Origin of the sequence: Streptomyces sp. NPDC088762 (assembly GCF_044750905.1) — a bacterium.
Classification (GTDB): domain Bacteria; phylum Actinomycetota; class Actinomycetes; order Streptomycetales; family Streptomycetaceae; genus Streptomyces.
Genome location: NZ_JBIVKT010000001.1, coordinates 482,384 through 508,665 on the forward strand (window position 1 = coordinate 482,384; position 26,282 = coordinate 508,665).

General features: G+C 70.1%; 28 protein-coding genes and 1 riboswitch. Of the genes, 14 read left to right on the top strand and 14 right to left on the bottom strand.

Annotated elements, in window-relative coordinates; all coding sequences use genetic code 11:
• Positions 1-113: 113 nt before the first annotated feature.
• Complete coding sequence (locus ACIP5M_RS02255) at positions 114-950, top strand: hypothetical protein (RefSeq protein WP_401190904.1); 837 nt, start codon at positions 114-116, stop codon at positions 948-950.
• A gap of 126 nt (positions 951-1,076) precedes the next feature.
• Here ACIP5M_RS02255 and thiC read toward each other — a convergent pair whose 3' ends face one another.
• Entirely contained in the window at positions 1,077-2,864 is a 1,788-nt protein-coding gene (gene thiC, locus ACIP5M_RS02260) for a phosphomethylpyrimidine synthase ThiC (RefSeq protein ID WP_401190906.1), read from the bottom strand.
• Positions 2,859-3,002: riboswitch (TPP riboswitch) on the bottom strand. Its footprint overlaps the gene before it by 6 nt.
• Before the next feature lie 75 nt (positions 3,003-3,077).
• Here thiC and ACIP5M_RS02265 point away from each other — a divergent pair.
• Entirely contained in the window at positions 3,078-4,466 is a 1,389-nt protein-coding gene (locus tag ACIP5M_RS02265; RefSeq protein WP_401190907.1) for a YibE/F family protein, read from the top strand.
• A 32-nt stretch (positions 4,467-4,498) separates the two neighbouring features.
• On the opposite strand, the gene ACIP5M_RS02270 is transcribed toward ACIP5M_RS02265, so the two are convergent.
• The 4 genes from ACIP5M_RS02270 to ACIP5M_RS02285 all read right to left on the bottom strand — a co-directional run bounded on the left by ACIP5M_RS02270 (position 4,499) and on the right by ACIP5M_RS02285 (position 6,792).
• The gene (locus tag ACIP5M_RS02270) at positions 4,499-4,948 is read right to left on the bottom strand and encodes an SsgA family sporulation/cell division regulator (RefSeq protein WP_401190909.1); all 450 of its coding nucleotides are present in this window, start codon (positions 4,946-4,948) and stop codon (positions 4,499-4,501) included.
• 96 nt (positions 4,949-5,044) lie between these two features.
• Entirely contained in the window at positions 5,045-5,782 is a 738-nt protein-coding gene (locus ACIP5M_RS02275; RefSeq protein ID WP_401191840.1) for an IclR family transcriptional regulator, read from the bottom strand.
• A gap of 290 nt (positions 5,783-6,072) precedes the next feature.
• Entirely contained in the window at positions 6,073-6,300 is a 228-nt protein-coding gene (locus ACIP5M_RS02280) for a DUF5326 family protein (protein WP_401190911.1), read from the bottom strand.
• A gap of 174 nt (positions 6,301-6,474) precedes the next feature.
• Entirely contained in the window at positions 6,475-6,792 is a 318-nt protein-coding gene (locus ACIP5M_RS02285) for a cupin domain-containing protein (RefSeq protein ID WP_401190913.1), read from the bottom strand.
• Positions 6,793-6,881: 89 nt separating this feature from the next.
• On the opposite strand from ACIP5M_RS02285, the gene ACIP5M_RS02290 reads away from it, so the two are divergent.
• The 5 genes from ACIP5M_RS02290 (at position 6,882) to ACIP5M_RS02310 (ending at position 10,558) form a co-directional block, all read left to right on the top strand.
• Positions 6,882-7,262, top strand: coding sequence for a phage holin family protein (locus ACIP5M_RS02290; RefSeq protein ID WP_401190915.1), 381 nt, complete (start codon positions 6,882-6,884; stop codon positions 7,260-7,262).
• A gap of 11 nt (positions 7,263-7,273) precedes the next feature.
• Complete coding sequence (locus ACIP5M_RS02295) at positions 7,274-7,765, top strand: low molecular weight protein-tyrosine-phosphatase (RefSeq protein ID WP_401190917.1); 492 nt, start codon at positions 7,274-7,276, stop codon at positions 7,763-7,765.
• Positions 7,762-8,925: a cystathionine gamma-lyase gene (locus ACIP5M_RS02300; protein WP_401190919.1), complete on the top strand. Its 1,164-nt coding sequence runs from the start codon at positions 7,762-7,764 to the stop codon at positions 8,923-8,925. Before ACIP5M_RS02295 ends, ACIP5M_RS02300 begins: the two co-directional genes overlap by 4 nt.
• Positions 8,926-9,100: 175 nt before the next feature.
• Positions 9,101-10,006 (top strand): LysR family transcriptional regulator, encoded by a 906-nt coding sequence (locus ACIP5M_RS02305; RefSeq protein ID WP_401190921.1) that lies wholly within the window; start codon positions 9,101-9,103, stop codon positions 10,004-10,006.
• 72 nt (positions 10,007-10,078) lie between these two features.
• Positions 10,079-10,558 carry an NUDIX domain-containing protein gene (locus ACIP5M_RS02310; protein ID WP_401190923.1) on the top strand — a complete coding sequence of 160 codons (480 nt, stop codon included), beginning with the start codon at positions 10,079-10,081 and terminating at the stop codon, positions 10,556-10,558.
• 35 nt (positions 10,559-10,593) lie between these two features.
• Here ACIP5M_RS02310 and ACIP5M_RS02315 read toward each other — a convergent pair whose 3' ends face one another.
• A complete protein-coding gene (locus tag ACIP5M_RS02315) occupies positions 10,594-11,781 on the bottom strand; it encodes a globin domain-containing protein (RefSeq protein WP_401190925.1) in 1,188 nt (395 codons plus the stop codon).
• Between the two features lie 142 nt (positions 11,782-11,923).
• Positions 11,924-12,574, bottom strand: coding sequence for an HAD family hydrolase (locus ACIP5M_RS02320; protein WP_401190926.1), 651 nt, complete (start codon positions 12,572-12,574; stop codon positions 11,924-11,926).
• A 136-nt stretch (positions 12,575-12,710) separates the two neighbouring features.
• Here ACIP5M_RS02320 and ACIP5M_RS02325 point away from each other — a divergent pair, with 136 nt between their 5' ends.
• From ACIP5M_RS02325 to ACIP5M_RS02335, 3 genes are read left to right on the top strand one after another with little or no spacing between them, the layout of a single operon-like run.
• The gene (locus ACIP5M_RS02325) at positions 12,711-13,610 is read left to right on the top strand and encodes a GNAT family N-acetyltransferase (RefSeq protein WP_401190928.1); all 900 of its coding nucleotides are present in this window, start codon (positions 12,711-12,713) and stop codon (positions 13,608-13,610) included.
• Positions 13,611-13,627: 17 nt separating this feature from the next.
• On the top strand, positions 13,628-14,089 hold the full coding sequence (locus tag ACIP5M_RS02330) for a GNAT family N-acetyltransferase (RefSeq protein ID WP_401190929.1): 462 nt from the start codon (positions 13,628-13,630) through the stop codon (positions 14,087-14,089).
• A gap of 54 nt (positions 14,090-14,143) precedes the next feature.
• A complete protein-coding gene (locus ACIP5M_RS02335) occupies positions 14,144-15,319 on the top strand; it encodes a winged helix DNA-binding domain-containing protein (protein WP_401190931.1) in 1,176 nt (391 codons plus the stop codon).
• 9 nt (positions 15,320-15,328) lie between these two features.
• Here ACIP5M_RS02335 and ACIP5M_RS02340 read toward each other — a convergent pair whose 3' ends face one another.
• Both ACIP5M_RS02340 and dnaB read right to left on the bottom strand, forming a co-directional pair.
• Positions 15,329-16,714: a serine hydrolase domain-containing protein gene (locus tag ACIP5M_RS02340; RefSeq protein ID WP_401190933.1), complete on the bottom strand. Its 1,386-nt coding sequence runs from the start codon at positions 16,712-16,714 to the stop codon at positions 15,329-15,331.
• Positions 16,715-16,723: 9 nt separating this feature from the next.
• Positions 16,724-18,187, bottom strand: coding sequence for a replicative DNA helicase (gene dnaB / locus ACIP5M_RS02345; RefSeq protein WP_401191842.1), 1,464 nt, complete (start codon positions 18,185-18,187; stop codon positions 16,724-16,726).
• Between the two features lie 453 nt (positions 18,188-18,640).
• On the opposite strand from dnaB, the gene ACIP5M_RS02350 reads away from it, so the two are divergent.
• Complete coding sequence (locus ACIP5M_RS02350) at positions 18,641-19,978, top strand: MATE family efflux transporter (RefSeq protein ID WP_401190935.1); 1,338 nt, start codon at positions 18,641-18,643, stop codon at positions 19,976-19,978.
• Positions 19,979-20,115: 137 nt separating this feature from the next.
• Here the strand turns inward: ACIP5M_RS02350 and rplI are convergent, their stop codons facing one another.
• The 4 genes from rplI to rpsF all read right to left on the bottom strand — a co-directional run bounded on the left by rplI (position 20,116) and on the right by rpsF (position 21,821).
• Positions 20,116-20,562 (bottom strand): 50S ribosomal protein L9, encoded by a 447-nt coding sequence (gene rplI / locus ACIP5M_RS02355; RefSeq protein ID WP_401190937.1) that lies wholly within the window; start codon positions 20,560-20,562, stop codon positions 20,116-20,118.
• A gap of 18 nt (positions 20,563-20,580) precedes the next feature.
• Entirely contained in the window at positions 20,581-20,817 is a 237-nt protein-coding gene (gene rpsR, locus ACIP5M_RS02360; protein WP_005315025.1) for a 30S ribosomal protein S18, read from the bottom strand.
• Positions 20,818-20,860: 43 nt separating this feature from the next.
• Positions 20,861-21,457: a single-stranded DNA-binding protein gene (locus ACIP5M_RS02365; RefSeq protein ID WP_401190939.1), complete on the bottom strand. Its 597-nt coding sequence runs from the start codon at positions 21,455-21,457 to the stop codon at positions 20,861-20,863.
• A gap of 73 nt (positions 21,458-21,530) precedes the next feature.
• A complete protein-coding gene (gene rpsF / locus ACIP5M_RS02370) occupies positions 21,531-21,821 on the bottom strand; it encodes a 30S ribosomal protein S6 (protein ID WP_004950685.1) in 291 nt (96 codons plus the stop codon).
• Between the two features lie 253 nt (positions 21,822-22,074).
• Here rpsF and ACIP5M_RS02375 point away from each other — a divergent pair, with 253 nt between their 5' ends.
• The 3 genes from ACIP5M_RS02375 (at position 22,075) to ACIP5M_RS02385 (ending at position 24,736) form a co-directional block, all read left to right on the top strand.
• Entirely contained in the window at positions 22,075-22,389 is a 315-nt protein-coding gene (locus ACIP5M_RS02375) for a hypothetical protein (protein WP_401190942.1), read from the top strand.
• Between the two features lie 133 nt (positions 22,390-22,522).
• Complete coding sequence (locus ACIP5M_RS02380; RefSeq protein ID WP_401190944.1) at positions 22,523-23,641, top strand: lipid II:glycine glycyltransferase FemX; 1,119 nt, start codon at positions 22,523-22,525, stop codon at positions 23,639-23,641.
• Positions 23,642-23,704: 63 nt separating this feature from the next.
• Positions 23,705-24,736 carry an alanine racemase gene (locus tag ACIP5M_RS02385; protein ID WP_401190946.1) on the top strand — a complete coding sequence of 344 codons (1,032 nt, stop codon included), beginning with the start codon at positions 23,705-23,707 and terminating at the stop codon, positions 24,734-24,736.
• 36 nt (positions 24,737-24,772) lie between these two features.
• On the opposite strand, the gene ACIP5M_RS02390 is transcribed toward ACIP5M_RS02385, so the two are convergent.
• Entirely contained in the window at positions 24,773-26,233 is a 1,461-nt protein-coding gene (locus ACIP5M_RS02390; RefSeq protein ID WP_401190948.1) for a glycosyltransferase family 87 protein, read from the bottom strand.
• Between the last annotated feature and the right edge of the window lie 49 nt (positions 26,234-26,282).

Consider the following 26,282-nt stretch of genomic DNA (forward strand, 5'->3'; position numbering starts at 1 on the left):
GTCAACCGGTGGTCCGTGCCCTCTACCATCGCTCTATCCGTAGCAGGCTCTCCTCCGTTTGTGCCGGCGCCCGGGTCTACGCGGGCAAACCGGCTTCTACGGAGCATCGGGGGATGCACATGACCAGCGCTCCGCACCTGCTGACCGAAGACCGACCCGAGTTCGAGCGGCTCCTCGACGAGGCACTGCGCACCGCACACGAACGGCCGGAACTCGCCGCCCTCGGCGAACGCCTGAACGCCGAACAACTGCGCACCATGGCCCTGGGCGCCGGCGCACTGCTGACGGCAGCGGCCGCCGCCGAGTACGACCACTACGTGAAGCTCCGCGAGGAACGGCGCGACGAGGTCCTCTCCACGCCCGGGACCGCGGCGGAGGAAGACGACGACGGCCGGGGCGACGTCCCCGGCGCGGGCGTCAGCGCCGTGGTCGCGGTCCTCGCGCCCGTCCTGGCGGGCACCGCCATGCTGATCTTCCTGCTGGTGGGCTACGTCCTGAAGATGATCGAGCCCGAGCCGGCCTTCGCCGAGACCATGCTGACGGCGGGCTGGCTCTTCGGCGCGCTCACCGCGGTGGCCCTGCTCTGCGCGGTGGTGGGCCTGCTGGTGGCGGCCGTACGCAACAGCGCGACCGAGGTGACGGCGGACGAGGACGCAGACGGGGCGATACCCGACGAGGTCGCGCAGGCCCGGGAGGCCTGGCGGCACGCCCTGCTGGAGCGCGGGATCATGCCGTTCCTGCGGGCCGCCCTGGCCGATCCGAACGCGGGTCCGGGCCTGCCGCCCCCGCGCGGACGCGGGGGCCGGATGCCCAACCTGGGGTACACCGCACCGGATTTCACCAGCCCGGGGTCCCCTTCGGAGGGACCCCGGCCCCGTTCCCGGCCCGGCTACACGCCTCCGGACTTCACCGGTCCGGACTTCGGCAGCCCGGAACACCAGCCGGACTGACGGACCGAGGACGGCGGTCCGCGCTCCGGCCGGCACTCCGGTCCGTGCGCCGCGGGACGTGTGACGTGACGGGTGAACCGTGCGACGTCAGGTGTCCAGGCGTGAGGCGTGAGCCGTCAACGTGCGTCAGTCGGCCAGCGGCAGGTACACGCGGTTGCCCTGGGCGGCGAACTCGGCGGACTTCTCCGCCATGCCCGCCTCGATCTCCTCGGCCTTCAGGTCACCGCCGTGCTCACGGCGGATGTCCTGCGAGATCTTCATCGAGCAGAACTTCGGACCGCACATGGAGCAGAAGTGCGCGGTCTTGGCCGGCTCGGCCGGGAGCGTCTCGTCGTGGAACTCACGGGCCGTGTCCGGGTCGAGGGCCAGGTTGAACTGGTCCTCCCAGCGGAACTCGAACCGCGCGTCCGACAGCGCGTCGTCCCACTCCTGGGCGCCGGGGTGCCCCTTGGCCAGGTCGGCGGCGTGCGCCGCGATCTTGTAGGTGATGACGCCGGTCTTCACGTCGTCCCGGTTGGGCAGGCCCAGGTGCTCCTTGGGCGTGACGTAGCAGAGCATCGCGGTGCCCCACCAGGCGATCATCGCGGCGCCGATGCCCGAGGTGATGTGGTCGTAGGCGGGCGCGACGTCCGTGGTCAGCGGGCCCAGCGTGTAGAACGGCGCCTCCTCGCAGATCTCCTGCTGGAGGTCGATGTTCTCCTTGATCTTGTGCATCGGGACGTGGCCCGGACCCTCGATCATGGTCTGGACGTTGTGGCGCTTGGCGATCGTGTTCAGCTCGCCCAGCGTCTTGAGCTCCGCGAACTGCGCCGCGTCGTTGGCGTCGGCGATGGAACCGGGGCGCAGGCCGTCGCCCAGCGAGTACGTGACGTCGTACGTCGCGAGGATGTCGCAGAGCTCCTCGAAGTTCGTGTAGAGGAAGTTCTCCTTGTGGTGCGCGAGGCACCACGCGGCCATGATCGAGCCGCCGCGGGAGACGATGCCCGTCTTGCGGCGGGCGGTCAGCGGCACGTACGGCAGCAGCACGCCGGCGTGGACCGTCATGTAGTCGACGCCCTGCTCGGCCTGCTCGATGACCGTGTCCTTGTAGATCTCCCAGGTCAGGTCCTCGGCGCGGCCGTCGACCTTCTCCAGCGCCTGGTAGAGCGGGACGGTGCCGATCGGGACGGGGGAGTTGCGCAGCACCCACTCGCGGGTGGTGTGGATGTTGCGGCCGGTCGAGAGGTCCATGACCGTGTCGGCGCCCCACTTGGTCGCCCAGGTCATCTTGTCGACCTCCTCCTCGATGGAGGAGGTGACGGCGGAGTTGCCGATGTTGGCGTTGACCTTCACCAGGAACCGCTTGCCGATGATCATCGGCTCGATCTCGGGGTGGTTCACGTTGGCCGGCAGTACGGCGCGACCTGCGGCGATCTCCTCGCGGACGACCTCCGGGGAGACGTTCTCGCGGATCGCGACGTACTCCATCTCCGGGGTGATCTCGCCCCGGCGGGCGTACGCGAGCTGCGTGACGGCGGCGCCGTCACGGCCCCGGCGGGGCTGGCGGGGGCGGCCCGGGAAGACCGCGTCGAGGTTCTTGAGACCGCCGCGCGGCGAGGTGTGCTTGATGCCGTCGTCCTCGGGGCGCACGGGACGGCCCGCGTACTCCTCGGTGTCGCCGCGGCCGATGATCCAGTTCTCGCGCAGCGGCGCGAGGCCCCGGCGGACGTCGGTCTCGATCTGCGGATCGGTGTACGGCCCGGACGTGTCGTAGAGCGTCACGTCCTTGCCGTTGGTGAGGTGGACCTGGCGGACCGGCACCCGGATGTCGGGGCGGGAGCCCGCCACGTACCCCTTGTGCCAGCCCGGCTGGCGCTCGGTCTGGCCGTCGGCGTTCTGGCTGACGGCAGGCGTGCGTGCGTCCTGAATGGTCATGAGACCTGATCTCCCTACGCCGGCATTACCCGGTAACAGGTTCGGCGGTCGACGCAGCCTCTTCCCGTACGCATTACTTGCGCGTACGGTGATCAGCGCCCTCTCAGCCCGGTGCTCCGAGCTCCCGCGTTGTGCAAAGGTGCCCCCACGCTAGCGTCATTTATGGCGTGCTGAACAGTGGGCCCCCTCATCTCTTGCGATGATCTGCCGGTGATGTCCTCGCCGCAGCCCCCCAACGACCCCCATGTCCCCGGTGAACCCACCGGCCCCACGGGCCACGAGCACGCAGGCCACGGTCACGCCTCCGGCCATTCCCACGGTCACAGCCATGGCCACGGCCCCGCGGCCCCCGTCTCCCAGCACCTGCGCAAGGTCATCGCGGCCGTACTGATCCCCTTCGCCGCCGCCGTGTTCATCGGCATGGCGGTGCTCTGGCCGGGCGGCGCCCCGGCCCACGAGCGCACGGGCGTGGGCTTCGACCGGCAGACGCAGCAGGGCACGGTCACCTCACTGGAGCGTGTCGACTGCAAATCGGTGAACGCCTCACAGGTACCGCCCACCGGCGACACGTCCACCCCCGAGGGCCGCGAGGCCCAGGCCGCACAGACCGGCGAGTGCAAGAAGGCCACCGTCGAGGTGGGCACCGGGCCGGACAAGGGCCGCACGTTCGTGGAGATCGTCCAGCCGGGCGCACCACGGCAGTTGGCGAAGGGTCAGGAGGTGGTGGTCGCGTACGCGCCGGACGCCCCCCGGGACCTCCAGTACTCGGTGATCGACGTGAACCGCAAGTTCCCGATGGCCCTGCTGGCCGGCATCTTCGCGGTCGCGGTCGTCGTCGTCGGCCGGATGCGGGGCCTGTTCGCGCTGATCGCGCTGATCGTCAGCTTCGGCGTACTGACCCTCTTCATCCTCCCGGCCATCCTCCAGGGTTCGAACCCGCTGGTCGTCGCGGTCGTCGGCGCGAGCGCCATCATGCTGATCGCCCTGTACATGTGCCATGGCCTGACCGCACGTACCTCGGTCGCCGTCCTCGGCACGCTCGTCTCGCTGCTGCTGATCGGGCTGCTGGGCTCGCTGTTCATCGACTGGGCGTTCCTCAGCGGCAACACCGACGACAACACCGGACTGATCCACGGGCTCTACCCGGACATCGACATGAGCGGTTTGCTGCTCGCGGGTGTGATCATCGGATCGCTGGGCGTACTCGACGACGTGACGGTCACCCAGACCTCGGCGGTCTGGGAACTTCACCAGGCCGACCCCTCCATGGGGCCTCGGCACCTGTACAGGGCGGCCATCCGGATCGGCCGCGACCACATCGCATCGGTGGTCAACACCCTGGTGCTGGCCTACGCGGGTGCGGCGCTGCCCCTGCTCCTGCTGTTCTCGATCGCGAACAGCAGTATGGGTTCGGTGGCCAACAGCGAGCTGGTGGCGGAGGAGATCGTACGGACGCTCGTGGGCTCGATCGGACTGGTCGCCTCGGTGCCGGTGACGACGGCACTGGCCGCCCTGGTCGTCTCAGCCGACCGGCCGGGATCCCCGGCCGCGGCTCCGGCCTCGGGACCGGTCCGCGGCCGGGGCCGGCGGCGCAAGCGCTGAGCCGGCGCGATGACGCGGTGGTGCCGCGGTGCTCAGCCCGCGTTCCGCTCGTTCTGCTGCGAGTCGGCCAGGATCTTGCCGAGCGCGTCGTCGAGGTTCCCCTCGAAGTCACCCAGGTTGCGCTCCTGACCGAGCGGAACGAGCCGGTCGGTCCGGTCGAGGAACGCGACGAGCGGCGCCGCGCCGGCGCGGAACAGGGCCCGGTCGCCACCGACCTGGAGACGGATGTGGACATCGGACAGCTCCTCGGGATCGGTGGGCGCGATGTGCACATCACCATCACCGCACGGCTTGTTGATGCCGTCGAGGAGGAGTTCCCGGCCGAACGCCCAGGTCACGGGCGCGTCTCCGGGAAGGTGGAAGGTAAGGCGGACTGCGTAGGGGTCACGAGCGTCGTACCGGAGTTCCACCGGGATCCGGAACGAGAGCTCCTCGGAAACGAGGAAGCTCATCATGACCTCTGCCTGTACCGACTCGCGCATTGCCTACCCCGCTGTAGTGGAAGTGGCCAGGAATGGTCCCCCGAGGCCTCTTGACAAGAGTGGTGGAAGCGCTAGCAGATCACAAGGAGTGAGTTTTCAGATACTGATAGAGAAGGAGAGGGTGCTCAACAGCGCGCCTACTTCACTCCGTAGTCGGTCGACCACACACAGCAATCGATTTTCCTGGTGCACGGGAAGCGAAATCGCCATGGTTGCGGCGGTATCGCCCGCTGTAATGGGGATCGCGGCGCAAACTGTGCCGAGGGCATATTCCTGGCGTTCGGTTACAGGCTGCATTCGCTCGAGGGATCCGATCCGTTCTTCCAGGGACCGCAGATCCCGCACGGTATGAGCGGTGATGGCCTCGACCGGATGCCGGTCGTAGTGGTCCCTGCGGGCCTTGGCGTCGAGTTGTCCCAGCAGGCACTGACCGATGGCGTGCGCGTGCCCGGTCTCCCTGAAGTCCGCCCATTCCTCGCAGGCTGGGTGGGCAGGGGTGTCCGAGACGCCCACGAGCTCGATTTCACCCTCGCGGTAGACCGCGAAGTAGACGGGGGCCCCGACCGCGTCACGGAAGTGCGCGAGGGAGTCGAGGATCATGCTGCGACGTTTCTGCTGGAGCCCGCCGCCTGCGAGCCGCAGGGCTGCGTCGCCCAGCACGAACACGCCGTTCTCCCGGCGCAGGTAGCCCTCGTGGGTCAGGGTGCGGAGCAGGTGGTAGGCGGTGGGGAGCGGCAGCCCCGCCTCTCGCGCCAGCTGTTTCGCCGGGGCTCCCTCGCTGTGGGAGCCCACCGCTTCGAGCAGCCTCAGCGCCCGCTGCACCGAGCCGATCAGAGTCGGCACACCGGCGTTGTGAACCGGAGACAAAGCTCACCCCCAGGCGTGGCGGCGGGCCTTGGGCGGCCCGCCCTGCGGGGGCCGCCCCCGCGCATGCCGTCGCTCCTGGGGGTCGTGCACGGCGGCTGGTTCGGGTGACCGCGGGTCAGAGCGGCGCGAAACCGACTTTCGGTGCCCAGGGAACGGCACAGATTGCCACTCTATCCGCCGATTCCCGGGATGTGAGGGGTTTCGCCCGTCATGTTCCCCCTCCTGGCGCAATCACGGAACCGCCCGCTCCGATTTCCTTACCACTCACCGGCGGAGGACTTCGAGGCTCCGCCGGTCACCTTCTTCACGACGAAGATGAGCCCGCCGACGAGACCGACGAAGAGGAGCAGCTTGAAGACGAACCCGATCAGGGCGCCCAGGATGCTCGTGATCACACCGCCGAAGACGAACAGCGCCAGCAGCGGAACGGCGACCCACTTGACCCACCAGGGCATGCCCGCGAATATCCCTCGGATGCCGTCCATGTCCTCGACCTCTTCCTCGTCATCGTGCGTGACTTCCTGCTCCCGATGCTAGGAGTCCGCCGTCTCCGGCGGTGACCCGCGAGCCCCCGCAGTCCCCTGATCCGCCCCCTAGGGGGACCGGGCCCGCGACCCTCAGCCGGCCGCCGCCCACCCCTGCCCGCCCGTGTGCGCCGCTCAGCCCTCCGGCGGGGAGAACACCACCAGCACCCGCAGGTCCTCACTGATGTGGTGGAACTTGTGCGCCACCCCCGCCGGGACGTAGACCACGCTGCCCCGCGCCACCGTGGTGGTCTCCTCCCCGACCGTGATCGAGGCCCGGCCGCTCACGACGAAGTAGACCTCGTCCTGGCCGTGCGGCTGCTGGGGGTCGCTCTGTCCGGCGTCGAGCGCGTACAGCCCGACCGACATGTTCCGCTCCCGCACGAACTGCAGATAGGCGCCCTCGTTGGCGGCCCGCTCCGCTTCGAGTTCGTCAAGCCGGAAGGCTTTCATCGTCCTTGTGCCCCTTGTACTCGATCGTGCCCTCGCATCCGCTCATCTGCGGATGTCCCACCGGGATCTTCTCTGCCACGATCAGACACATGACGAATTTCGTAGTCAAGACGCTCGCCAACGCGGCGGCCCTGGCCGTCGCCATCTGGCTCCTCGCCGGCATCACCCTGGACGACGGCAGCAGCATGGGCCGCCGGACGCTGACCCTCATCCTGGTCGCCCTGGTGTTCGGCCTGGTGAACTTCATCGTCAAGCCCGTGGTGAAGCTGCTCTCGCTGCCGCTGTTCATCCTCACCCTCGGCCTCTTCACCCTCGTCGTGAACGCCCTGATGCTGCTGCTGACCTCCTGGCTGGCCAAGCAGCTCGACCTCAGCTTCCACGTCGACGGCTTCTGGACCGCCGTCCTCGGCGGCCTGATCATCTCCATCGTCTCGTGGGCCGTGAACCTCGTCCTGCCCGACAAGAACTGAACGGGCCGCCCATGTACCGCGTGTGCTTCGTCTGCACGGGCAACATATGCCGCTCGCCCATGGCCGAGTCCGTCTTCCGTGCCCACGTCACCGAGGCCGGGCTCGACGGCCTGGTCGAGGTGGACAGCGCCGGAACCGGCGGCTGGCACGAGGGCGACGGCGCCGACCCGCGTGCCGTCTCCGTCCTGGAGGGCGCGGGATACGCGCAGGAACACCGGGCCCGGCAGTTCAAGGCGTCCTGGTTCGCCGGCCTCGACCTGGTCATCGCGCTCGACGCCGGGCACCTGCGGGACCTGAAGGCCCTTGCGCCCACCCCGCATGACGCCGCGAAGGTCCGGCTGCTGCGGTCCTACGATCCGGCGGCCACGGCCTGGGAGACCGACGTACCGGATCCCTACTACGGCTCGCTCGACGGATTCGAGGAATGCCTGGAACTGGTCGAGGCGGCAAGCCCCGGCCTGCTGGACGCCGTCCGCCACGCCATCAAGGAGCACACCGCGTGAACCACGACGACCGCGAACCCGACGCAGCAGCGGGCTCCCTCGGCGACGGCACCCGGGCCGTGCGCGCCGGACTCCCCGAACCCGTCAAGAACGAGCCGCACCTGCCCGGACCGGTGTTCGCCGCCCACTTCCACCTCCCCGGAGACGTCGAGGGCCCGTACACCTACGGCCGCGACACCAACCCCACCTGGACCCTGCTCGAAGCGGCCATCGGGGAACTGGAGGCCCCGGGCCAGGACGTGCACACCATCGTCTTCGCCTCCGGCATGGCGGCCATCTCCGCGGTCCTGCTCTCCCAGGCGCGCACCGGCGACACCGTGGTCCTGCCCGACGACGGCTACCAGGCGCTGCCCCTGGTGCGGGAGCAGCTCCAGGCGTACGGGATCCACGTACGCACCGCCCCGACCGGAGACGACGCCCAGCTCACGGTCCTCGGCGGAGCCAAGCTGCTGTGGATCGAGACCCCCTCCAACCCAGGCCTCGACGTATGCGACGTACGGCGCCTCGTGGACGCCGCGCACGCCGACGGGACCCTCGTCGCCGTCGACAACACCCTCGCCACCCCGCTCGGGCAGCGGCCCCTCGAACTCGGCGCCGACTTCTCCGTCGCCAGCGGCACCAAGGGCCTGACCGGCCACGGCGACCTGCTGCTCGGATACGTCGTCTGCCGCGACGCCGCACTCGCCGCCCGCGTCCGGCAGTGGCGCAAGATCGTCGGCGCCATTCCCGGCCCGATGGAGGCCTGGCTCGCCCACCGCTCGCTGGCCACCATCCAGCTGCGCGCGCAGCGCCAGTGGGCCAACGCGCTGGCCGTCGCCGAGGCGCTGACCGACCGCGCCGAGGTGACCGGTCTGCGCTATCCGGGCCTGGCCTCGGATCCGTCGCACAAGACGGCAGCCCGCCAGATGCGGGGCTTCGGGTCGGTGGTCTCCTTCACCCTGCCCGACCGCGGGCACGCCGAGCGCTTCATGGCGGCCCTGCGCCTGGTCGAGGACGCCACGAGCTTCGGTGGAGTACGGTCCACCGCCGAGCGCCGCGGCCGGTGGGGCGGCGACGCCGTGCCGGAGGGCTTCATCCGGTTCTCCGCGGGGGCCGAGGACACCGAGGACCTGGTGGCAGACGTCCTGCGAGCCCTCGACCGCGCTGGTGCCGGCGGCTGAACAGGCTGTGGAAAGCGGTCCGAGCCTCCCCCCTCGTGGCTCGGACCGCCCCGGGTTCCGCGCAAGAAGAACCACGCGACAAGGCTAGTTGACTCTGCGTCAGAGTCCAATCACGGTAACGACAGAGGGGTATCGGCAAATTTATAGTTGAAGGCCCCCACCGAGAGGGGCCTCCATGGACCTGGCCCTGCTGCGCACCTTCGTCGCCGTTCACCGGGCCGGCTCCTTCACCCGGGCCGCCGCACTCCTGGGGCTCTCCCAGCCGGCCGTGACCTCGCAGATCCGCACGCTCGAACGCCAGTTGGGCCGGCCGCTCTTCCACCGCCGGGCCCGCGGGGTGACCCCCACCGCCGTCGGCGACGAGCTCGCCCACAAGGCCGCCCCGCACCTCGACGCCCTGCTGCTGATCACCGAGACCGGGCGGGAGGCCTCCGGCGCGTTACGCACCCTCCATGTCGCCGGGCCTCCCGAGTTCCTGTGCCTGCGCGTGCTTCCCGCTCTCGCCACCCTCGTCGGGCAGGGCCACACCCTACGCGTGGCGCTGCAGGCCGACGCCGAGGAGACCCTCGACGGGCTCGCCGCGGGCCACCACGACCTCGTCGTCACCACCGCCCGGCCCCGGGGCGGCCTGTTCACCGCCACCGCGCTGTGCGACGAGGAGCACGTCCTGGTCGCCGCGCCCTACTGGGCCGCCCTCGTCGACCAGGACCAGCTGCGCGAGGAGGGGCCCGCCGCCCTCGACGGCATCCCGCTCGTCGAGGTCCACGAAAGCCTTCCGCTCGTCACCCGCTACTGGGCCACCGTCTTCGACGCCCGGCCCGACGCCGGGCGCGCCACCGCCACCGTGGTCGCCCCCGACCTGCGGGCCGTCCTGGAGTGCGTCCAGGCCGGTGCCGGGCTCGCCGTCCTGCCCCGCTACCTCTGCCAGGACGCGCTCGCCGAAGGCCGGGTCGTGGCCCTGACGGATCCCTCCGTACCGCCCTTGCGCACCTGGTTCGCCGTCGTACGGACCGGCAGCCTCGCCCTCGCCCACCTCGCCCGCGCCCATGAAGCGCTGCTGCAGGCGGCGGCGCTCTGGTGAGCCGCCGGTTTCGGCACGCAGTTCCGGCCCGTGGCGCGTTTCAGAAGCGGAGCCGTGGGCCACTCTTCTCCCATGACCGAACGTCCCGTGGTCAAACGCACCGCCCGCGCGATCCTGCTCGACGGTGACGACCTGATCCTCATCAAGCGCACCAAGCCCGGCGTCGATCCCTACTGGCTCACCCCCGGAGGAGGAGTGGAGGCCACGGACGCCACCGTCGTCGACGCCCTCCACCGGGAACTCCACGAAGAACTCGGCGCGAAGATCACCGATGTGGTCCCGTGCTTCGTCGACACCGTCGAGCACATCGCGGACGGGGGAGTGACCGGTGTGAAGGTGCAGCACTTCTTCGTCTGCCACCTCGAATCGATGGACCCCAGCCAACGGCACGGCCCCGAAGTCGATCACCCCGAAGGGGAGTACGAGATCGTCCGCGTGCCCTTCAGCCGCGTCGGAATCGCGGCGGTTCACCTCGTCCCGCTGTCCCTCCGGCACTACCTCGACGGGAACATCGAGGGAGTCCGCGCCATGCACGCCCCCGACCTGGGCTGAGGATCCCGTACGAGACCGGCGGGCCGCCGCCGGTCTCAGCCGGCGATGCCCGCCAGCTCCTCCACGGCGTCGTGGCGGATCCGCTCGCCGGGGATCCCGATCCTCTTGAGCTCGTCCACCCCGCTGCGGATCATCGCGGGCGGCCCGGAGATGAACGCGTCGTACGAACTCCACGGCCCGTGCTCGCCGATCGCCTGCGGCAACTGCCCCGCCAGCCCGTCGCCGACCACCGGGCGCACCGACAGCCACGGGTGGGAGCGCTGGAGGCCCAGCAGGGTGTCCTTGTCGTACAGGTCGTTGTCGCTGCGCGCCCCGAAGAACACCTCCACCGGGCGCCGCTCACCGTGCTCGGCCACATCCTCGATCAATGCCTTGATCGGCGCGATTCCGGTGCCCCCGCCCAGGCACAGCATCCCGTTGTCCGTCGTGTGATCCACCACCATCGACCCTGCCGGCGGGCCCAGGCGCAGCACGTCTCCCGGGCGGGCGTGGCGCACCAGCGCGTTGGAAACCCAGCCTGCGGGAACGGCCTTGATGTGGAAGGACAGCAACCCGTCGGCGCGCGGGGCCGAGGCGAAGGAGTAGTGCCGCCACACACGGGGCCACCACGGGGTTTCCAGACTGGCGTACTGGCCGGCCAGGAAGGCGTACGGCTGGTCGGGCCGGACCGTCAGGACCACGATGTCCGAGGTGCGCAGATCGTGGGAGACCACCTCCGCGTGCCACCAGGCCGGGGCCTTCACCTCGTCCTCGGCCGCCGCGTCGATCATCGTCTGGGAGATCGCGGTGTAGGCCCGTACCCACGCGGCCTCGGCCTCCGGCCCCCAGGACTTCTCCGCGTAGCGGGCCAGCGCACCGAGGAGGGCTTCGCCCACCACCGGGTAGTGGCCGGCCACGGTGCCGTACTTGCGGTGGCCGGTGCCCAGCCGGCGCAGGTAGGGGATGAGCACCGCCGGATTGTCGATGTGCTCGGCGGCGGTCAGCAGCGCCTTCAGCAGCCGGTCGCGCTGCGCGTCCATGGCCGCTGGAAACATCCCCCGGACATCCGGGTGCCGGCTGAAGACCAGGGCGTAGAAGTACGAGGTCACCTTGTCGGCAACCGGTGCGATCTCCGCGAGCGTCCGGCGGATGAGCACGGCGTCCGGTGAAGGCTCCGTGGTGCCGCCCCCGCCGGGTATCCGGGTCGTATCCCGTCTGGCCGATCTGGTGGGCGGAGCGTCCATGCGGTGCCTCGCTTCGAGCAACTCGGTCGGTCTGCACACGCCACGGTCTGTGAATCCGTGGTTCCGGGTTCTACAGCGTGCCAGCCCGCCCAGAGGGCTGTGGGGAAATGCGGAAAAACCGCGTTTCGAACCCACCTTCCTCTTAAGATGCCTCAACTCCCGGGCGTGCCGCCCCCACGAGCTGGTATGCCTCCCGCAGGTCCCTGCCCTCGTATACGTGCGTGGCGCGCGCCGCCAGATAGGGCCGCGCATTGACCGCCACCGAGACCGGCACCGTCTCAAAGAGCACCGCGTCTGTCATCGAATCCCCATACGCGACACAGTCCTCCCGGCTCACCCCGAACTGTGCGCACAGCCGGTCCGCCACCGTGACCTTGCCCGCGGGCGTCAGGATGCCGGAGACCTCTACCGGTCGCGTGAACGGCACCTCCGGATAGACCGACCCGTGCGCGGCATGCGCGCCCCAGTCCAGCAGCAGTTCCACGAAGAAGGACGGCGACAGGGAGATCACCGCGCAGTAGTCCCCGCGCTCGCGGATCTCCCGCCACACCTCTTGGATGCCCCTGAGCCAGGGTGAGCCTTCGAAGGCAGCTCGCACATGCGCGGGGGTCAGGTCGGCCCACAGCGCGTGCGCCGCCACCGAGAACTCCTGCGGTCCGATCTCCTGCGCGCCGAAGGACCTCTCCAGCTCGGCGATCTCGGCGCTCAGCCCGAGCTGTCGGGAGATCTCGACCGGCGCCGCCGAGCCGAACATCAGCGTCCCGTCGAGGTCAAAGAGGTGCAGGAGGGTCATAGCCGTCGAGGCTAGCTGCTCTGTTTCACGTGAAACACCGTGTTTCACGTGAAACATCGCTCCATGTTTCACGTGAAACACCCTCGTCCTCCCAAATCCTCTGGACGGCCCCGGGGTGATGATCCAGTCTGGGCCGGTGACACCACCACACCTCAATGATCTGCCGATCCGGGCGCTGACCGCGGACGATCTCCGCCACTGCGCCGACCTGTCCGAGGATCGCGGCTGGCCCCGCGAGGAGCACAAGTGGGGGCTGCTCCTGGCCGCCGGGAACGGGTACGGGGTCACCGCTCCGGACGGCAACGGACTCGCCGCCGCCTGCATCGTCACCCGGTACGGCTACTCCCCCGCCGAGCCGGACCTCGCGGCCATCGGAATGGTCCTCGTGGCCGACCGATTCGCCCGTCAGGGCCTGGGTCGTCGTCTGATGACGTTCATCTGCGACGACGTGCTCAAGGGAGTCCCCCTCACCCTGCACGCCACCCCCTATGGCCGCCCCCTCTATGAGGAGCTGGGCTTCCGGACCACGGGCCGGGCGGAGATGCTCAGGGGCTTCTTCCGCCCGGACCCCACCGCACTCACCGCCTCGGAAGGGTCGGACACGGGCCGCGTACGGCCGGCCACCGCCGAGGACCTCCCCCGGATCGTCCGCCTGGACACCGAGGTCTTCGGCACCGACCGGACCCACATGATCACCAGGCTCCCCGCCTTCACGGACCGGCTGTTCGTCGCCGAGGACCACGAGGGCGAACTCACCGGCTACGCCGCCATCTGGCCCAACATGGACACCCATGTCATCGGCCCGCTGATCGCCCGCGACACGGCCGGAGCCCAGGTGCTCGTCACCGCCCTCGCCGCCACCACCGACCGCCCGCTCCGCACCGATGTCGATGTACGCCACGAGGCGCTCCTGGCCTGGCTCAAGGACCGCGGCCTGGCCTCCGTGGCCTTCAACGCCGTCATGACGCGGGACATCCCGGAGCTGCCCGGCGACTGGACCCGCCGCTGGGCACCGCTCACCGTGGCCGCAGGCTGAAAGGGAAGGACCACACCATGCCCGAGACCCCCGCCCTGGCCATCCGCCCCGCCACCGAGACCGATCTCCCCGCCATCGTCGCCCTGCTGGCCGACGACCCCCTCGGAGCCACGCGGGAATCCCCCGACGACCTCACCCCCTACCTCGCGGCATTCAAGCGCCTGACCGAAGACCCGAACCAGCACCTGGTCGTGGCCGTCCGCGAGGACCGCGTCGTGGGCACGCTGCAGCTCACCATCGTCCCGGGCCTCTCCCGCAAGGGATCCACCCGTTCCATCATCGAAGGGGTCCGCGTCCACGCCGGCGAACGGGGCAGCGGCCTCGGCACCCGCTTCGTCGAATGGGCCATCGAAAAGTCGCGCGAGGAACACTGCGACCTGGTGCAGCTGACCTCGGACGCGACCCGGACCGACGCGCACCGGTTCTACGAACGGCTTGGCTTCGCCGCCTCGCACATCGGATTCAAGCTCCAGCTCTGAGCGGGTTGCCGTAGGCGGGCCGTCTTGTCGGCGGTCCCGCCTACGATCGGGAGGATGAGCCGCCGCCTTCCCCTCATCACCACCGCCGAACGCCGCCACCGGCTCGGCCGCCGCCATCGCCTGGCTCCCTCGGCCCGCGCCGCCACCGTTCCCCAGGCGGCGGACGCCGTCGTCGCGCTGCACGCCACCGACGCGGCGACCCTCTTCCTCTCCGCCCGCGCCCGGCTCAGCGCGGGCGGGCCCGAGGCCATCGAACAGGCGCTCTACGAGGACGTGAGCCTCGTCCGGCTGCTGAGCATGCGCAACACGCTCTTCGCGGTCTCCAGGGACCTCGCTCCCCACGTCGACTCCTCCACCGCCCGGGCCATCGCCACCAAGGAGCGCCGCGCCCTCCTCAAGCACCTCGAAGAGGACGGCCAGGGGCTGGACGCCGCCTGGCTGGCCCAGGCCGAGAGCGCGGCGCTCGACGCCCTCGACCGCGACGGCCCCCGCACCGGCAGCCAGTTGTCCTCGGCCGTACCCGCCCTGCGCCGGAAGATCACCATCGGCAGAGGCAAGAAGTACGAGGCGCAGACCGGTGTCGCCACCCGCGTCATCCGCCTGCTGGCCGCCGACGGGCGGATCCGGCGCGACCGGCCGCGGGGCTCCTGGACCTCCAGCCAGTTCCGCTGGGTCCACACCGAACCGTGGCCCGCCGTACCCGTCGCCGAGGCACGCGCCGAGATCGCCCGCCGCTGGCTCCACTCGTACGGTCCTGCGACCGAAGCCGACCTCAAGTGGTGGACCGGCTGGACGCTCACCGACGTCCGCAAGGCCCTCGCAGCCGTAGGCCCCGACCAGGTGCTCCTCGACACCGGGACCACGGCCTTCGTCAGCCCCGGCGACACCGGGGCCGAACCGGCGCCGGAGCCCTGGGCGGCCCTGCTGCCGGGGCTCGACCCCAGCGGCATGGGATGGGCCGATCGCGGTTTCCACCTCGACCCAGCGCACCGGCCCGCCCTCTTCGACTACGCCGGCAACATCGGCCCCACCGTGTGGTGGAACGGCCGGATCGTCGGCGGCTGGGCCCAGCGCACCGACGGCGAGATCGTCTGGCGGCTGCTGGACAGCCCCGGCCGCGCCGCCGAAGAGGCGATCACCGCCGAGGCCGAGCGCCTCGCCGCCTGGGTGGGTGACGCGCGCATCACACCGCGCTTCCGCACCCCTCTGGAACGCGAACTCGTCGCCTGAGCAACAGCGTCAGCCGATGCCGCGCCAGCCCTGCGGGTCCACCCCGCCGGGCACCGGGGCCTCGGCGTCGTAGGGCTCCCGCGTGAACACGAAGGACGCCAGATCGAGGTGGCTCACCGAGCCGTCCGCGCGGCGTACCGCCCGGAGCGTCTCCCCCGCGTAGTAACCGGACAGGCCCGTCCACGAGCCGTCCGGCTCCGCCCGGAAACGGGCGGTGCGCCCGGTCGTGCCCACCGGACCGAGCTCCAGCGACCCGTCCGCCTTCAGCCGCACCACGTGCGGCGAGGTGCCCCAGTACCAGGGGCCGCACACCTCCAGCGGGACCGGATCGGATTCCCGGAAGGGCCGCCACGGCTGCGGGAACCGGGGCTCGGCGTCCGCAACGATCGCCACCAGGTCCGCGGCCACCGAGGAAGCCGGCAGTCCCGAGGTGCAGTTGGCGAGCACCACGGCCGCCACGTCGTCCGCCTCGCTCAGCCAGAGCCCCGCGACGAACCCCGGCAGCGAGCCGCTGTGCCCCGCGAGCCGGCGCTCGCCCTGCGCCGTCAGCTGCATCCCCAGCCCGTAGCCGAACTCGGCGAAACCCGGTTCCGGCGGCGCCGCCGAGGTCCGCATCTCCCGTACGGACTCCGCGCTCAGCACCCGCTCGTCCCCGCGCAGCAGGAAGGCGGCGAACCGCGCCAAGTCCCCTGTCGTGGACCACAACTGCCCGGCGGGCGCCATCAGGCCCAGGTCCTCCAGCGGCTCGGGCAGCATCACGTCCGCCCACGGGTGCACCGCCCAGCCGCCCGCGTGCGGGGCCTGCGGCAGCCCGCTCGTACGGTCCAGACCCAGCGGCTCCAGCACCTCGGCCCGCAGCACCTCTTCCCACGGCTTGCCGCGCAAGGCCTCGACGAGCGAGCCCAGCAGCGTGTAACCCGGGTTCGAGTAGTGGTGCCTGCTTCCGGGCGCGTGCCGGAACGGGTCGTCGCCCAGGACGTCGGCAAGCCCGGGCCGCAGCGCGCCCGGAGTGCGCTCCCACCACTCGCCCGGCGTCTCCGCCCCCAGCCCGGCGGTGTGGGCCAGCAACTGAGCGATGGTCACCTCGCCGACGCCGGTGCCCGGCAGGTGCTTCTCCAGCGGATCGGCGAGCCCCAGCAGCCCCTCCTCCCGCAGCCGCATCACGAGGACGGCGGTGAAGGTCTTGCTGATCGAACCGATCCGGTACTGGACGTTCCCGTCCGGGCCGTGCCCCTCCACTGAGGTCCGCGAGCCCTCCCAGACCACTTCGCCGCCCCGCACGACGGCCGCCACCACGGACGGCGCCCGCCCTTCGCTCTGCGCGACGGCGATCCGATGCCTCAGCGCACGCCGGGTGGCAGGGAGAAGTTCCAGGTCTTCAGAGAGCTCATCCATGATCGGATGCTACGTGTTGGCCATGTCCACGAAGCGCGAATAATGGCCCTGGAAGGCCACGGTGATCGTCGCCGTCGGGCCGTTACGGTGCTTCGCCACGATCAGGTCGGCCTCGCCCGCGCGCGGGGACTCCTTCTCGTACGCGTCCTCGCGGTGCAGCAGGATCACCATGTCGGCGTCCTGCTCGATGGAGCCCGACTCACGCAGGTCGGAGACCATCGGCTTCTTGTCGGTGCGCTGTTCCGGACCACGGTTCAGCTGGGAGAGCGCGATCACGGGGACCTCGAGCTCCTTCGCCAGCAGCTTGAGGTTTCGGGACATGTCCGAGACCTCCTGCTGGCGGCTCTCGGGACGGCGGGAGCCGCCCGACTGCATCAGCTGGAGGTAGTCGATGACCACGAGCGAGAGGTCGTTGCGCTGCTTGAGGCGGCGGCACTTGGCCCGGATCTCCATCATCGACAGGTTGGGGGAGTCGTCGATGTACAGGGGGGCGGCGGAGACGTCCGGCATCCGGCGGGCCAGCCGGGTCCAGTCGTCGTCCGTCATCGTCCCCGAGCGCATGTGGTGCAGCGCCACGCGGGCCTCCGCCGACAGCAGGCGCATCGCGATCTCGTTGCGCCCCATTTCGAGGGAGAAGATCACGCTCGGCAGGTTGCTCTTGATGGAGCAGGCCCGGGCGAAGTCCAGCGCGAGGGTGGACTTGCCCATCGCGGGACGGGCGGCGATGACGATCATCTGGCCCGGGTGCAGGCCGTTCGTCAGGGAGTCGAGGTCCGTGAAACCGGTCGGCACGCCCGACATCTGGCCGCTGCGCGAGCCGATCGCCTCGATCTCGTCGAGGGCGCCCTCCATGATGTCGCCCAGCGGCAGGTAGTCCTCGGAGGTCCGCTGCTCGGTGACGGCGTAGATCTCCGCCTGGGCGCTGTTGACGATCTCGTCGACGTCGCCGTCGGCGGCGTAGCCCATCTGCGTGATCTTCGTACCGGCGGCGACGAGGCGGCGCAGGACGGCTCGCTCGTGGACGATCTCCGCGTAGTACTCGGCGTTCGCGGCGGTCGGGACGGACTGCACCAGGGTGTGCAGGTACGAGGCCCCGCCCACCTTGCCGATCTCGCCGCGCCGGGTGAGTTCAGCTCCGACGGTGATCGGGTCGGCCGGCTCGCCCTTCGCGTACAGGTCGAGGATGGCCTGGAAGATCGTTTCGTGCGAAGGCCGGTAGAAGTCGTGTCCCTTGAGCACCTCGACCACATCGGCGATCGCGTCCTTGGACAGGAGCATGCCGCCGAGGACCGACTGCTCGGCGTCGAGGTCCTGCGGGGGGACGCGCTCGAACCCGCCACCGCCGCCGTCCCAGGAGCCGCCCTCGCGACCCCGGTCGTGCTGCTCGTCCCCGCGGCCCCGGCCCTCGCCGTTTCGGCGCGGACGGGCGGGCAGACGGTCACCGGGACCGCTGTCGGCCCAGGGGTCGTCCATGGGCTCGGGGATGCTCACCGGGCCGCCTCCTCCCGTCCGCAACGCGGACCTCGCCATGGCGCTGTTTCTACGGCACGGCTCTGACATGTGGGGCACCCGAATCGGCTCGCGCCGGAGTCGGGCAACGCACCACGGTAGGGCCGCGAGCGGCGTCAGCCAATCTTGTTATCCACAGGCTGTGTGGATGAGATGTGGACGACGGCGCCAATGCTGTGGGTAAGTCCCCGGAAGCTGTGCACGGACCGGGGGACGACGCTGTGGACAAAATCACCCGACCCACCCTCACACCCCTCCTGACCTGCAGTTTCCCTTCCCCGAGCCAGCGCGTCGGAAAAATCTTGGCCACTGTCTCAAGATCACCTCCAACGGGTCGCCGGGAACGCCCAAGTCAGGACCTTAGTAAGGATCCAAAGGGTCTTGCGTCCATTACCTGTGGAAGATTAGATTGAGCACATGACACAGGCCCCCGCAGCACCGAAGGCTGCCCCGAGACGGCACGACCGCGAGATATTCGCCCTCGCCGTCCCCGCCTTCGGCGCACTCGTCGCCGAACCCCTCTTCGTGATGGCCGACAGCGCCATCGTGGGTCACCTCGGCACCCCCCAGCTCGCGGGCCTCGGCATCGCAGCCGCTCTCCTCACCACCGCCGTCAGCGTCTTCGTCTTCCTCGCCTACGCCACCACCGCGGCCGTTGCCCGCCGGGTCGGAGCGGGCGATCTCCAGGCCGCGATCCGGCAGGGCATGGACGGCATCTGGCTCGCCCTGCTGCTCGGCGCGGCCGTCATCGCCGTCGTGCTGCCCACCGCCCCCGCGCTGATCTCACTCTTCGGGGCCTCCGACACCGTCGCCCCGTACGCGATCACGTACTTGCGGATCTCCGCGCTCGGCATCCCGGCCATGCTCATGGTCCTGGCCGCCACCGGTGTCATCCGCGGGCTCCAGGACACCCGTACGCCGCTTTACGTCGCCGTAGGCGGCTTCGCCCTCAACGCCGGCCTGAACGCCCTCCTGGTCTACGGCGCCGGCCTGGGGATCGCCGGCTCAGCCTGGGGCACGGTCATCGCCCAGTGCGCCATGGCCGCCGCCTACCTGGTCGTCGTCGTCCGCGGGGCCCGGCGGCACGGGGCCTCGCTACGGCCCGACCTCGCGGGGATCCGGGCCTGTGCGCAGGCCGGCGCACCGCTGCTGGTCCGGACCCTGTCGCTGCGCGCCATCCTGATGATCGCGACGGCCGTGGCGGCCCGGCTCGGCGACGCCGACATCGCGGCCCACCAGATACTGCTGTCCCTGTGGAGCCTGCTCGCCTTCGCCCTGGACGCCATCGCGATCGCTGGACAGGCGATCATCGGGCGCTATCTGGGAGCCGGCGACACCGCGGGCGCCAAGGCGGTCTGCCGCCGCATGGTGCAGTGGGGGATCGCCGCGGGCATCGTGCTCGGCCTGCTGGTCGTCCTCGCGCGCCCGGTGTTCATTCCGCTGTTCACCGGAGATCCGGCGGTGGAGGAAGCCCTGCTGCCCGCCCTGCTCGTCGTGGCCCTCGGCCAGCCCGTCTGCGGCATCGTCTTCGTGCTCGACGGGGTCCTGATGGGCGCTGGCGACGGCAGCTACCTGGCCCGGGCGATGTTGCTGACGCTGGCCGTCTTCACCCCGGCGGCGCTCCTCGTCCCGACCCTGGGGGGCGGCCTGACGACGCTCTGGTGGGCGATGACCCTCATGATGCTGGTCCGGATGGTCACCCTCCAGCTGCGGGCCCGCTCGGGCCGCTGGCTGGTCGCGGGAGCCACCCGCTGAACCGTGCCCCGACCAGAGGCACGTTTCACGTGAAACATCCCCACGGCCCGGCCCGCATGTTTCACGTGAAACATCGCCCGCAGCCGAGAACGACGAAGGGCCGCACCCGGTGGGGTGCGGCCCTTCACGTGCTGCCCTTAGGCGGCGACGACCTCGATGCCCACGTTCGCGGACACCTCTCCGTGCAGACGCACGGAGACCTGGTGCGAACCGAGGGTCTTGATCGGGGAGCCCAGCTCAACGCGGCGCTTGTCGACCTTCGGGCCACCGGAAGCCTCGATCGCCGTGGCGATGTCGGCCGGGGTCACGGAACCGAAGAGACGACCGGCGTCACCCGCGCGGGTGGCCAGACGGACCTTCACGCCCTCGAGCTTGGCCTTGACCTCGTTGGCCTGCTCGATGGTCGCGATCTCGTGGATCTTGCGGGCGCGGCGGATCTGCGCCACGTCCTTCTCGCCACCCTTGGTCCAGCGGATCGCGAAACCACGCGGGACCAGGTAGTTGCGAGCGTAACCGTCCTTGACGTCGACGACATCGCCGGCGGCACCGAGGCCAGAAACCTCGTGGGTCAGGATGATCTTCATTAGTCGGTCACCCTTTCCTTATCGCGCGGTGGACGTGTAGGGCAGCAGCGCCATCTCACGGCTGTTCTTGACGGCCGTGGCGACGTCACGCTGGTGCTGCGTGCAGTTGCCGGTAACGCGGCGGGCACGGATCTTGCCGCGGTCGGAAATGAACTTCCGCAGCATGTTCGTGTCCTTGTAGTCCACGTACGCGGTCTTGTCCTTGCAGAACGCGCAGACCTTCTTCTTAGGCTTGCGCACAGGCGGCTTCGCCATTGTGTCTCTCCTGTGTGATCAAGAAGTGGGGTTGCGAGCTGCCCTAGAAGGGCGGCTCGTCCGAGTAGCCACCACCGGAGCCGCCGGAGCTTCCGCCCCAACCGCCCCCGCCGCCGCCCTGCTGCTGGCCGCCGGCCGGCGCGCTGGACGCCCACGGGTCGTCGGAGGGAGCTCCGCCGCCCTGAGGTGCGCCGCCGCTGGGGGCTCCGCCCCAGCCACCGCCGCCGCCACCCTGCTGCTGCTGACCGCCGCCGTACCCACCCTGGCCACCGCGACCGGTGGTCTTGGCGACCTTGGCCGTGGCGTTCTTCAGGCTGGGGCCGACTTCCTCGACGTCCAGCTCGTAGACCGTGCGCTTGACACCCTCACGGTCCTCGTACGACCGCTGCCTCAGCCGGCCCTGCACGATGACGCGCATGCCTCGCTGGAGGGACTCGGCGACGTTCTCCGCCGCCTGCCGCCACACCGAGCAGGTCAGGAACAGGCTCTCGCCGTCCTTCCACTCGTTGGTCTGACGGTCGAAGGTGCGGGGGGTGGACGCGACACGGAACTTCGCGACCGCCGCACCCGAGGGGGTGAAGCGCAGCTCGGGGTCGTCGACGAGATTGCCGACGACCGTGATGACGGTCTCGCCTGCCATGGATGAACCTCTCGGCGGGGATTTGCTGCTGGGCTGCTGTGCTACTCGATCCCGATTACCGCTGAACCGAAGTTCAGTGGGTCTCGGGGCGAAGGACCTTGGTCCGGAGAACCGACTCGTTCAGGTTCATCTGTCGGTCAAGCTCCTTGACGACCGCAGGCTCGGCCTGAAGGTCGATGACCGAGTAGATGCCCTCGGGCTTCTTCTTGATCTCGTAAGCGAGACGACGACGGCCCCAGGTGTCGACCTTCTCGACCTTTCCGTTGCCCTCACGGACGACGGAGAGGAAGTTCTCGATCAGCGGGGAGACAGCGCGCTCCTCGAGATCGGGGTCGAGGATGACCATCACTTCGTAGTGACGCATGTGGAACCCACCTCCTTTGGACTCAGCGGCCACGGTCGTTCCGTGGCAGGAGGGTCGTGATGCGTGAGCACGGCGTCCGCAGAGCAGACACCGCGCAGACCGTACAGACTACCTGCTCGACTCCTTCCGGTTGAAATCCGGCGGCAGGGGGACACAATCTGTATCCATCGGGTGTGCTCGGTGCTAGGACCTTCCGGCCCCTCGGGAGGCGGCCCCGCAGCACCGCTCTGCTTCAGCCAGGAGGTGCCTTCCGATGGCACAGGCCATGCGACGCCAGTCCGACATCTCGCTCTTCGCGACGGACGGCAAGCCCCACCCGCTCCAGGACACCCTGCTCACGATCACCCTGGTCCTCGGCGCCGTGGCGTTCGTCACGGGGTTCTTCCACAACCTGCACCTGCTCAGCTCGTGGACAGGGCTCATCGGGATCCTGACCGGCGCGTACGGACAGTTCATCTCCGTCACGACACGCGAGCGCTTCGCGTTGATCATCGGCCTTGGCGCTGCTGCCATCGGCTTCTTCCTCGGAATGGCGCACGGCGGCCTCTTCGGCGGCTGGCTGGGCTGACCGGGGGAACCTCCGCGACGGGGCGCCGGCCTCCCACCGGCCCGGGCTCCGGCCCGTCCCCCAGATGGGTGGCGCCCCTGTCGCAGTAGGCTTCGCGCCATAGCCAGCGAAGCCGCCGGAGGAGACACCCCGCATGAGCCTGTCCCTGAGCACCATCAGCCGAGAGCAGCATCTGGCATACCTCCAGAGCCTGCCTTCGGCTAGCCACTGCCAGGTCCCGGCATGGGCCGACGTCAAGAACGAGTGGCGCTCGGAGAACCTCGGGTGGTTCGACAAGTCCGGTGAACTCGTCGGTGTCGCGCTCGTGCTGTACCGCCAGCTGCCCAAGGTGAAGCGGTACCTCGCGTACCTCCCCGAGGGCCCGGTCATCAACTGGTACGCCCCGAATCTGGAGGAGTGGATCCAGCCGATGCTGGCCCACCTCAAGAACCAGGGCGCCTTCACCGTGAAGATGGGGCCGCCGGTCGTCATCCGCCGCTGGAACGCGGCCGCCATCAAGGCCGGCATCCAGGACCCCGAGGTCAAGCGCCTGCGCGACGTAGAGGCCTCGGTCATCGAGCCCCGCGCCTTCGAGGTGTCCGACAAGCTGCGCCGCATGGGCTGGCAGCAGGCGGAGGACGGGGGCGCCGGGTTCGGCGACGTCCAGCCCCGCTACGTCTTCCAGGTCCCGCTGGCGAACCGCTCACTGGACGACGTCCTCAAGGGCTTCAACCAGCTGTGGCGCCGCAACATCAAGAAGGCCGAGAAGGCCGGCGTCGAGGTCGTCCAGGGCGGCTACGAGGACCTGCCGACCTGGCAGCACCTGTACGAGATCACGGCCGAGCGCGACAAGTTCCGCCCGCGCCCGCTCAGCTACTTCCAGCGCCAGTGGACGGCCCTCAACTCCGAGGACCCCAACCGGATGCGCCTCTACATCGCCAAGCACGAGGGGGAGCCGCTGGCCGCCGCCACGATGCTCACCGTCGGCCAGCACGTCTGGTACTCGTACGGCGCCTCCGCCAACCACAAGCGCGAGGTACGGCCGTCGAACGCCATGCAGTGGCGCATGCTGCGCGACTCCTACGCCCTGGGCGCAGGGGTCTACGACCTGCGCGGCATCTCTGACACGCTGGACGAGAACGACCACCTGTTCGGCCTGATCCAGTTCAAGGTCGGCACGGGCGGCGAGGCCGTCGAGTACGTCGGCGAGTGGGACTTCCCGCTCAACAAGGTGCTGCACAAGGCGCTCGACATCTACATGTCGCGGCGCTGACCCACCTCCACCCACCCCACGCACCGCTGCACCGCAGCTTTTCAGGAGAGGTTCCGGACGGGCATGGCGCTCACGCTCTACGTCGACACCGCGCGCTGGCGTGCGCACCAGAAGCAGATCCAGGACCGGTTCCCCGGGATGATCCCGGTCTGCAAGGGCAACGGCTACGGCTTCGGCCACGAGCGGCTGTGCGAGGAGGCGACCCGGCTGGGTGCCGACGTGCTGGCCGTCGGCACCACCTACGAGGCGGCGAGCATCAAGGACTGGTTCGGCGGCGACCTGCTCGTCCTCACCCCGTTCCGGCGGGGCGAGGACCCGGTGCCCCTGCCGGACCGGGTGATCCGCTCGGTGTCCTCGCTGGACGGGGTCCGCGGCCTGGTCGGCGCCCGCGTGGTCATCGAGTGCATGAGCTCGATGCGCCGCCACGGCATTTCCGAGCAGGACCTGGGGCAGCTCCACTCGGCGATCGAGGACGTCCGGCTGGAGGGCTTCGCCCTGCACCTGCCGCTGGACCGCCCGGACGGCTCGGACGCCGTCGAGGAGGTCATCGGCTGGATGGACCGGCTGCGCGCGGCCCGGCTGCCGCTGCACACCATGTTCGTCAGCCACCTCCGGGCCGAGGAACTGGCCCGTCTCCAGCAGCAGTTCCCGCAGACCCGCTTCCGTGCCCGCATCGGCACGCGGCTGTGGCTGGGCGACCACGAGGCCACCGAGTACCGCGGCGCGGTCCTCGACGTCACGCGCGTGGCCAAGGGCGACCGCTTCGGCTACCGCCAGCAGAAGGCCGCCTCCGACGGCTGGCTGGTGGTGGTGGCCGGCGGTACGTCGCACGGGGTGGGTCTGGAGGCTCCCAAGGCCCTCCACGGCGTCATGCCGCGCGCCAAGGGCGTCGCCCGGGCGGGCTTGGCCACGGTGAACCGGAACCTGTCGCCGTTCGTGTGGGCGGGCAAGCAGCGCTGGTTCGCGGAGCCGCCGCACATGCAGGTGTCGATCCTGTTCGTGCCGTCGGACTCGCCCGAGCCGAAGGTCGGCGACGAGCTCGTGGCGCACCTGCGCCACACGACGACGCAGTTCGACCGGGTGCTCGACGCCTGAGCCGCTCGCGTGCCGGTCCGCGACCGGCCGGCCCGGTCAGTCCCTGGGGCTCGTGCCCCATTCGACCCGCTGTCCGTCCGAGGGCGCCGCGTACCGCGGCGCCCTCGCCGCGTCCGACAGCACGAACACGTCCTCGGCCCCGTCCAGGACACCGCCGGACGGGTCGTCCGATCCGTCCCGGCGTACGACGTCCCGCTCGGGCATCAGGATGTCCCGGACGATGACCGCGCACAGGTAGACGGTGGCCAGCAGGTGGGCGGTGATCGCCAGCTGGTAGCCCTCCACGGGCAGTCCCTGGTGCTTGTCCCCGCTGGTCGTGTAGGCCAGGTAGAACCAGATCCCGAGGAAGTACAGGACCTCACCGGCCTGCCAGATCAGGAAGTCCCGCCAGCGCGGCCGGGCCAGCGCGGCGAGCGGGATGAGCCACAGCACGTACTGCGGCGAGTAGACCTTGTTCGCCAGGATGAAGACGGCGACGACCAGGAAGGCCAGCTGCGCGAAGCGGGGCCGCCGGGGGGCGGTCAGGGTGAGCAGTCCGATCGCCCCGCACAGCAGGAGCGTCAGCCCCGTCGCGTACGTGTTGGCGTCTTCCAGGGGGTTGCCGGAGCGCTGGGAGATCAGCAGCCACACGGAGCCGAAGTCGATGGGGCGTTCCTGGCTGAAGGTGTAGAACTTCGTCCAGCCCTCCCAGGCGAGGATCATGACGGGCAGGTTCACCACCAGCCACGAGCCGGTCGCGCCGAGGACGGCCGCGCCGAAGTCCCGCCACTTGCCGGCCCGCCAGCACAGCACGAACAGCACCCCGAGGAGCAGGACGGGATAGAGCTTCGCGGCGGTCGCCAGGCCGATGAGGACACCGAACAGGACCGTCCGGCCGCGCGACCACATGAGCATCCCGGCGGCGGTCAGCGCGATGGCCAGCAGGTCCCAGTTGATCGTCGCGGTGAGCGCGAAGGCCGGCGCGAGGGCGAAGAGCAGGGCGTCCCAGGGGCGGCGGCGGTGGGTGCGGGCCACGCACACGGCGATGATCGACGCGCAGGCCATCAGCATGCCCGCGTTGACCATCCAGTACATCTGTTCGCGGTGCTGCATGGAGCCGCTGCCGGGGGTCAGCCAGGAGGCGACCTCCATGAAGAGCCCGGTCAGCACCGGGTACTCCAGGTACTCCATGTCGCCGGGCAGCCGGTCGAAGTAAGGCGTGAGGTTGTCGGCGAAGCCTCGTACCGCGTAGAGGTGCGGGATGTCGGAGTAGCAGGCGTGGGTGTACTGCGAGCCCGCTCCCCGGAACCACGCCCAGTCGTAGCAGGGCAGCTTCTGCACCATGCCCAGGGCGAACATGCCGATGGCGACGAGCGCCACCATGCGGACGGGCCCGAGCCAGTGGCCGCCCAGCCGGGCGTAGCGGCCGAGCGGGCCGCCGATGAACTCACTGCCGGCCGCCGCGACCTCGTCCTGCCGGGTGGGCAGTACGGGGCGGTCCTCGTGCACCTTGGTCATGGGCTCATCCTGCCGTACGGGGCCGGACATGGGGGAAGGCCGTCGCACC

What these genes read in the sequence shown, in the direction of transcription:
- ACIP5M_RS02390 (WP_401190948.1), bottom strand. Translation starts at nt 26,233, where the DNA reads ATGACCAAGGTGCACGAGGACCGCCCCGTACTGCCCACCCGGCAGGAC.
- ACIP5M_RS02265 (WP_401190907.1), top strand. Translation starts at nt 3,078, where the DNA reads ATGTCCTCGCCGCAGCCCCCCAACGACCCCCATGTCCCCGGTGAACCC.
- rplI (WP_401190937.1), bottom strand. Translation starts at nt 20,562, where the DNA reads ATGAAGATCATCCTGACCCACGAGGTTTCTGGCCTCGGTGCCGCCGGC.
- ACIP5M_RS02305 (WP_401190921.1), top strand. Translation starts at nt 9,101, where the DNA reads ATGGACCTGGCCCTGCTGCGCACCTTCGTCGCCGTTCACCGGGCCGGC.
- ACIP5M_RS02315 (WP_401190925.1), bottom strand. Translation starts at nt 11,781, where the DNA reads ATGGACGCTCCGCCCACCAGATCGGCCAGACGGGATACGACCCGGATA.
- rpsR (WP_005315025.1), bottom strand. Translation starts at nt 20,817, where the DNA reads ATGGCGAAGCCGCCTGTGCGCAAGCCTAAGAAGAAGGTCTGCGCGTTC.
- ACIP5M_RS02270 (WP_401190909.1), bottom strand. Translation starts at nt 4,948, where the DNA reads ATGCGCGAGTCGGTACAGGCAGAGGTCATGATGAGCTTCCTCGTTTCC.
- ACIP5M_RS02375 (WP_401190942.1), top strand. Translation starts at nt 22,075, where the DNA reads ATGGCACAGGCCATGCGACGCCAGTCCGACATCTCGCTCTTCGCGACG.
- ACIP5M_RS02320 (WP_401190926.1), bottom strand. Translation starts at nt 12,574, where the DNA reads ATGACCCTCCTGCACCTCTTTGACCTCGACGGGACGCTGATGTTCGGC.
- ACIP5M_RS02340 (WP_401190933.1), bottom strand. Translation starts at nt 16,714, where the DNA reads ATGGATGAGCTCTCTGAAGACCTGGAACTTCTCCCTGCCACCCGGCGT.
- ACIP5M_RS02285 (WP_401190913.1), bottom strand. Translation starts at nt 6,792, where the DNA reads ATGAAAGCCTTCCGGCTTGACGAACTCGAAGCGGAGCGGGCCGCCAAC.
- rpsF (WP_004950685.1), bottom strand. Translation starts at nt 21,821, where the DNA reads ATGCGTCACTACGAAGTGATGGTCATCCTCGACCCCGATCTCGAGGAG.
- dnaB (WP_401191842.1), bottom strand. Translation starts at nt 18,187, where the DNA reads ATGGACGACCCCTGGGCCGACAGCGGTCCCGGTGACCGTCTGCCCGCC.
- ACIP5M_RS02385 (WP_401190946.1), top strand. Translation starts at nt 23,705, where the DNA reads ATGGCGCTCACGCTCTACGTCGACACCGCGCGCTGGCGTGCGCACCAG.
- ACIP5M_RS02330 (WP_401190929.1), top strand. Translation starts at nt 13,628, where the DNA reads ATGCCCGAGACCCCCGCCCTGGCCATCCGCCCCGCCACCGAGACCGAT.
- ACIP5M_RS02380 (WP_401190944.1), top strand. Translation starts at nt 22,523, where the DNA reads ATGAGCCTGTCCCTGAGCACCATCAGCCGAGAGCAGCATCTGGCATAC.
- ACIP5M_RS02365 (WP_401190939.1), bottom strand. Translation starts at nt 21,457, where the DNA reads ATGGCAGGCGAGACCGTCATCACGGTCGTCGGCAATCTCGTCGACGAC.
- ACIP5M_RS02255 (WP_401190904.1), top strand. Translation starts at nt 114, where the DNA reads ATGCACATGACCAGCGCTCCGCACCTGCTGACCGAAGACCGACCCGAG.
- ACIP5M_RS02295 (WP_401190917.1), top strand. Translation starts at nt 7,274, where the DNA reads ATGTACCGCGTGTGCTTCGTCTGCACGGGCAACATATGCCGCTCGCCC.
- thiC (WP_401190906.1), bottom strand. Translation starts at nt 2,864, where the DNA reads ATGACCATTCAGGACGCACGCACGCCTGCCGTCAGCCAGAACGCCGAC.
- ACIP5M_RS02290 (WP_401190915.1), top strand. Translation starts at nt 6,882, where the DNA reads ATGACGAATTTCGTAGTCAAGACGCTCGCCAACGCGGCGGCCCTGGCC.
- ACIP5M_RS02280 (WP_401190911.1), bottom strand. Translation starts at nt 6,300, where the DNA reads ATGGACGGCATCCGAGGGATATTCGCGGGCATGCCCTGGTGGGTCAAG.
- ACIP5M_RS02335 (WP_401190931.1), top strand. Translation starts at nt 14,144, where the DNA reads ATGAGCCGCCGCCTTCCCCTCATCACCACCGCCGAACGCCGCCACCGG.
- ACIP5M_RS02310 (WP_401190923.1), top strand. Translation starts at nt 10,079, where the DNA reads ATGACCGAACGTCCCGTGGTCAAACGCACCGCCCGCGCGATCCTGCTC.
- ACIP5M_RS02350 (WP_401190935.1), top strand. Translation starts at nt 18,641, where the DNA reads ATGACACAGGCCCCCGCAGCACCGAAGGCTGCCCCGAGACGGCACGAC.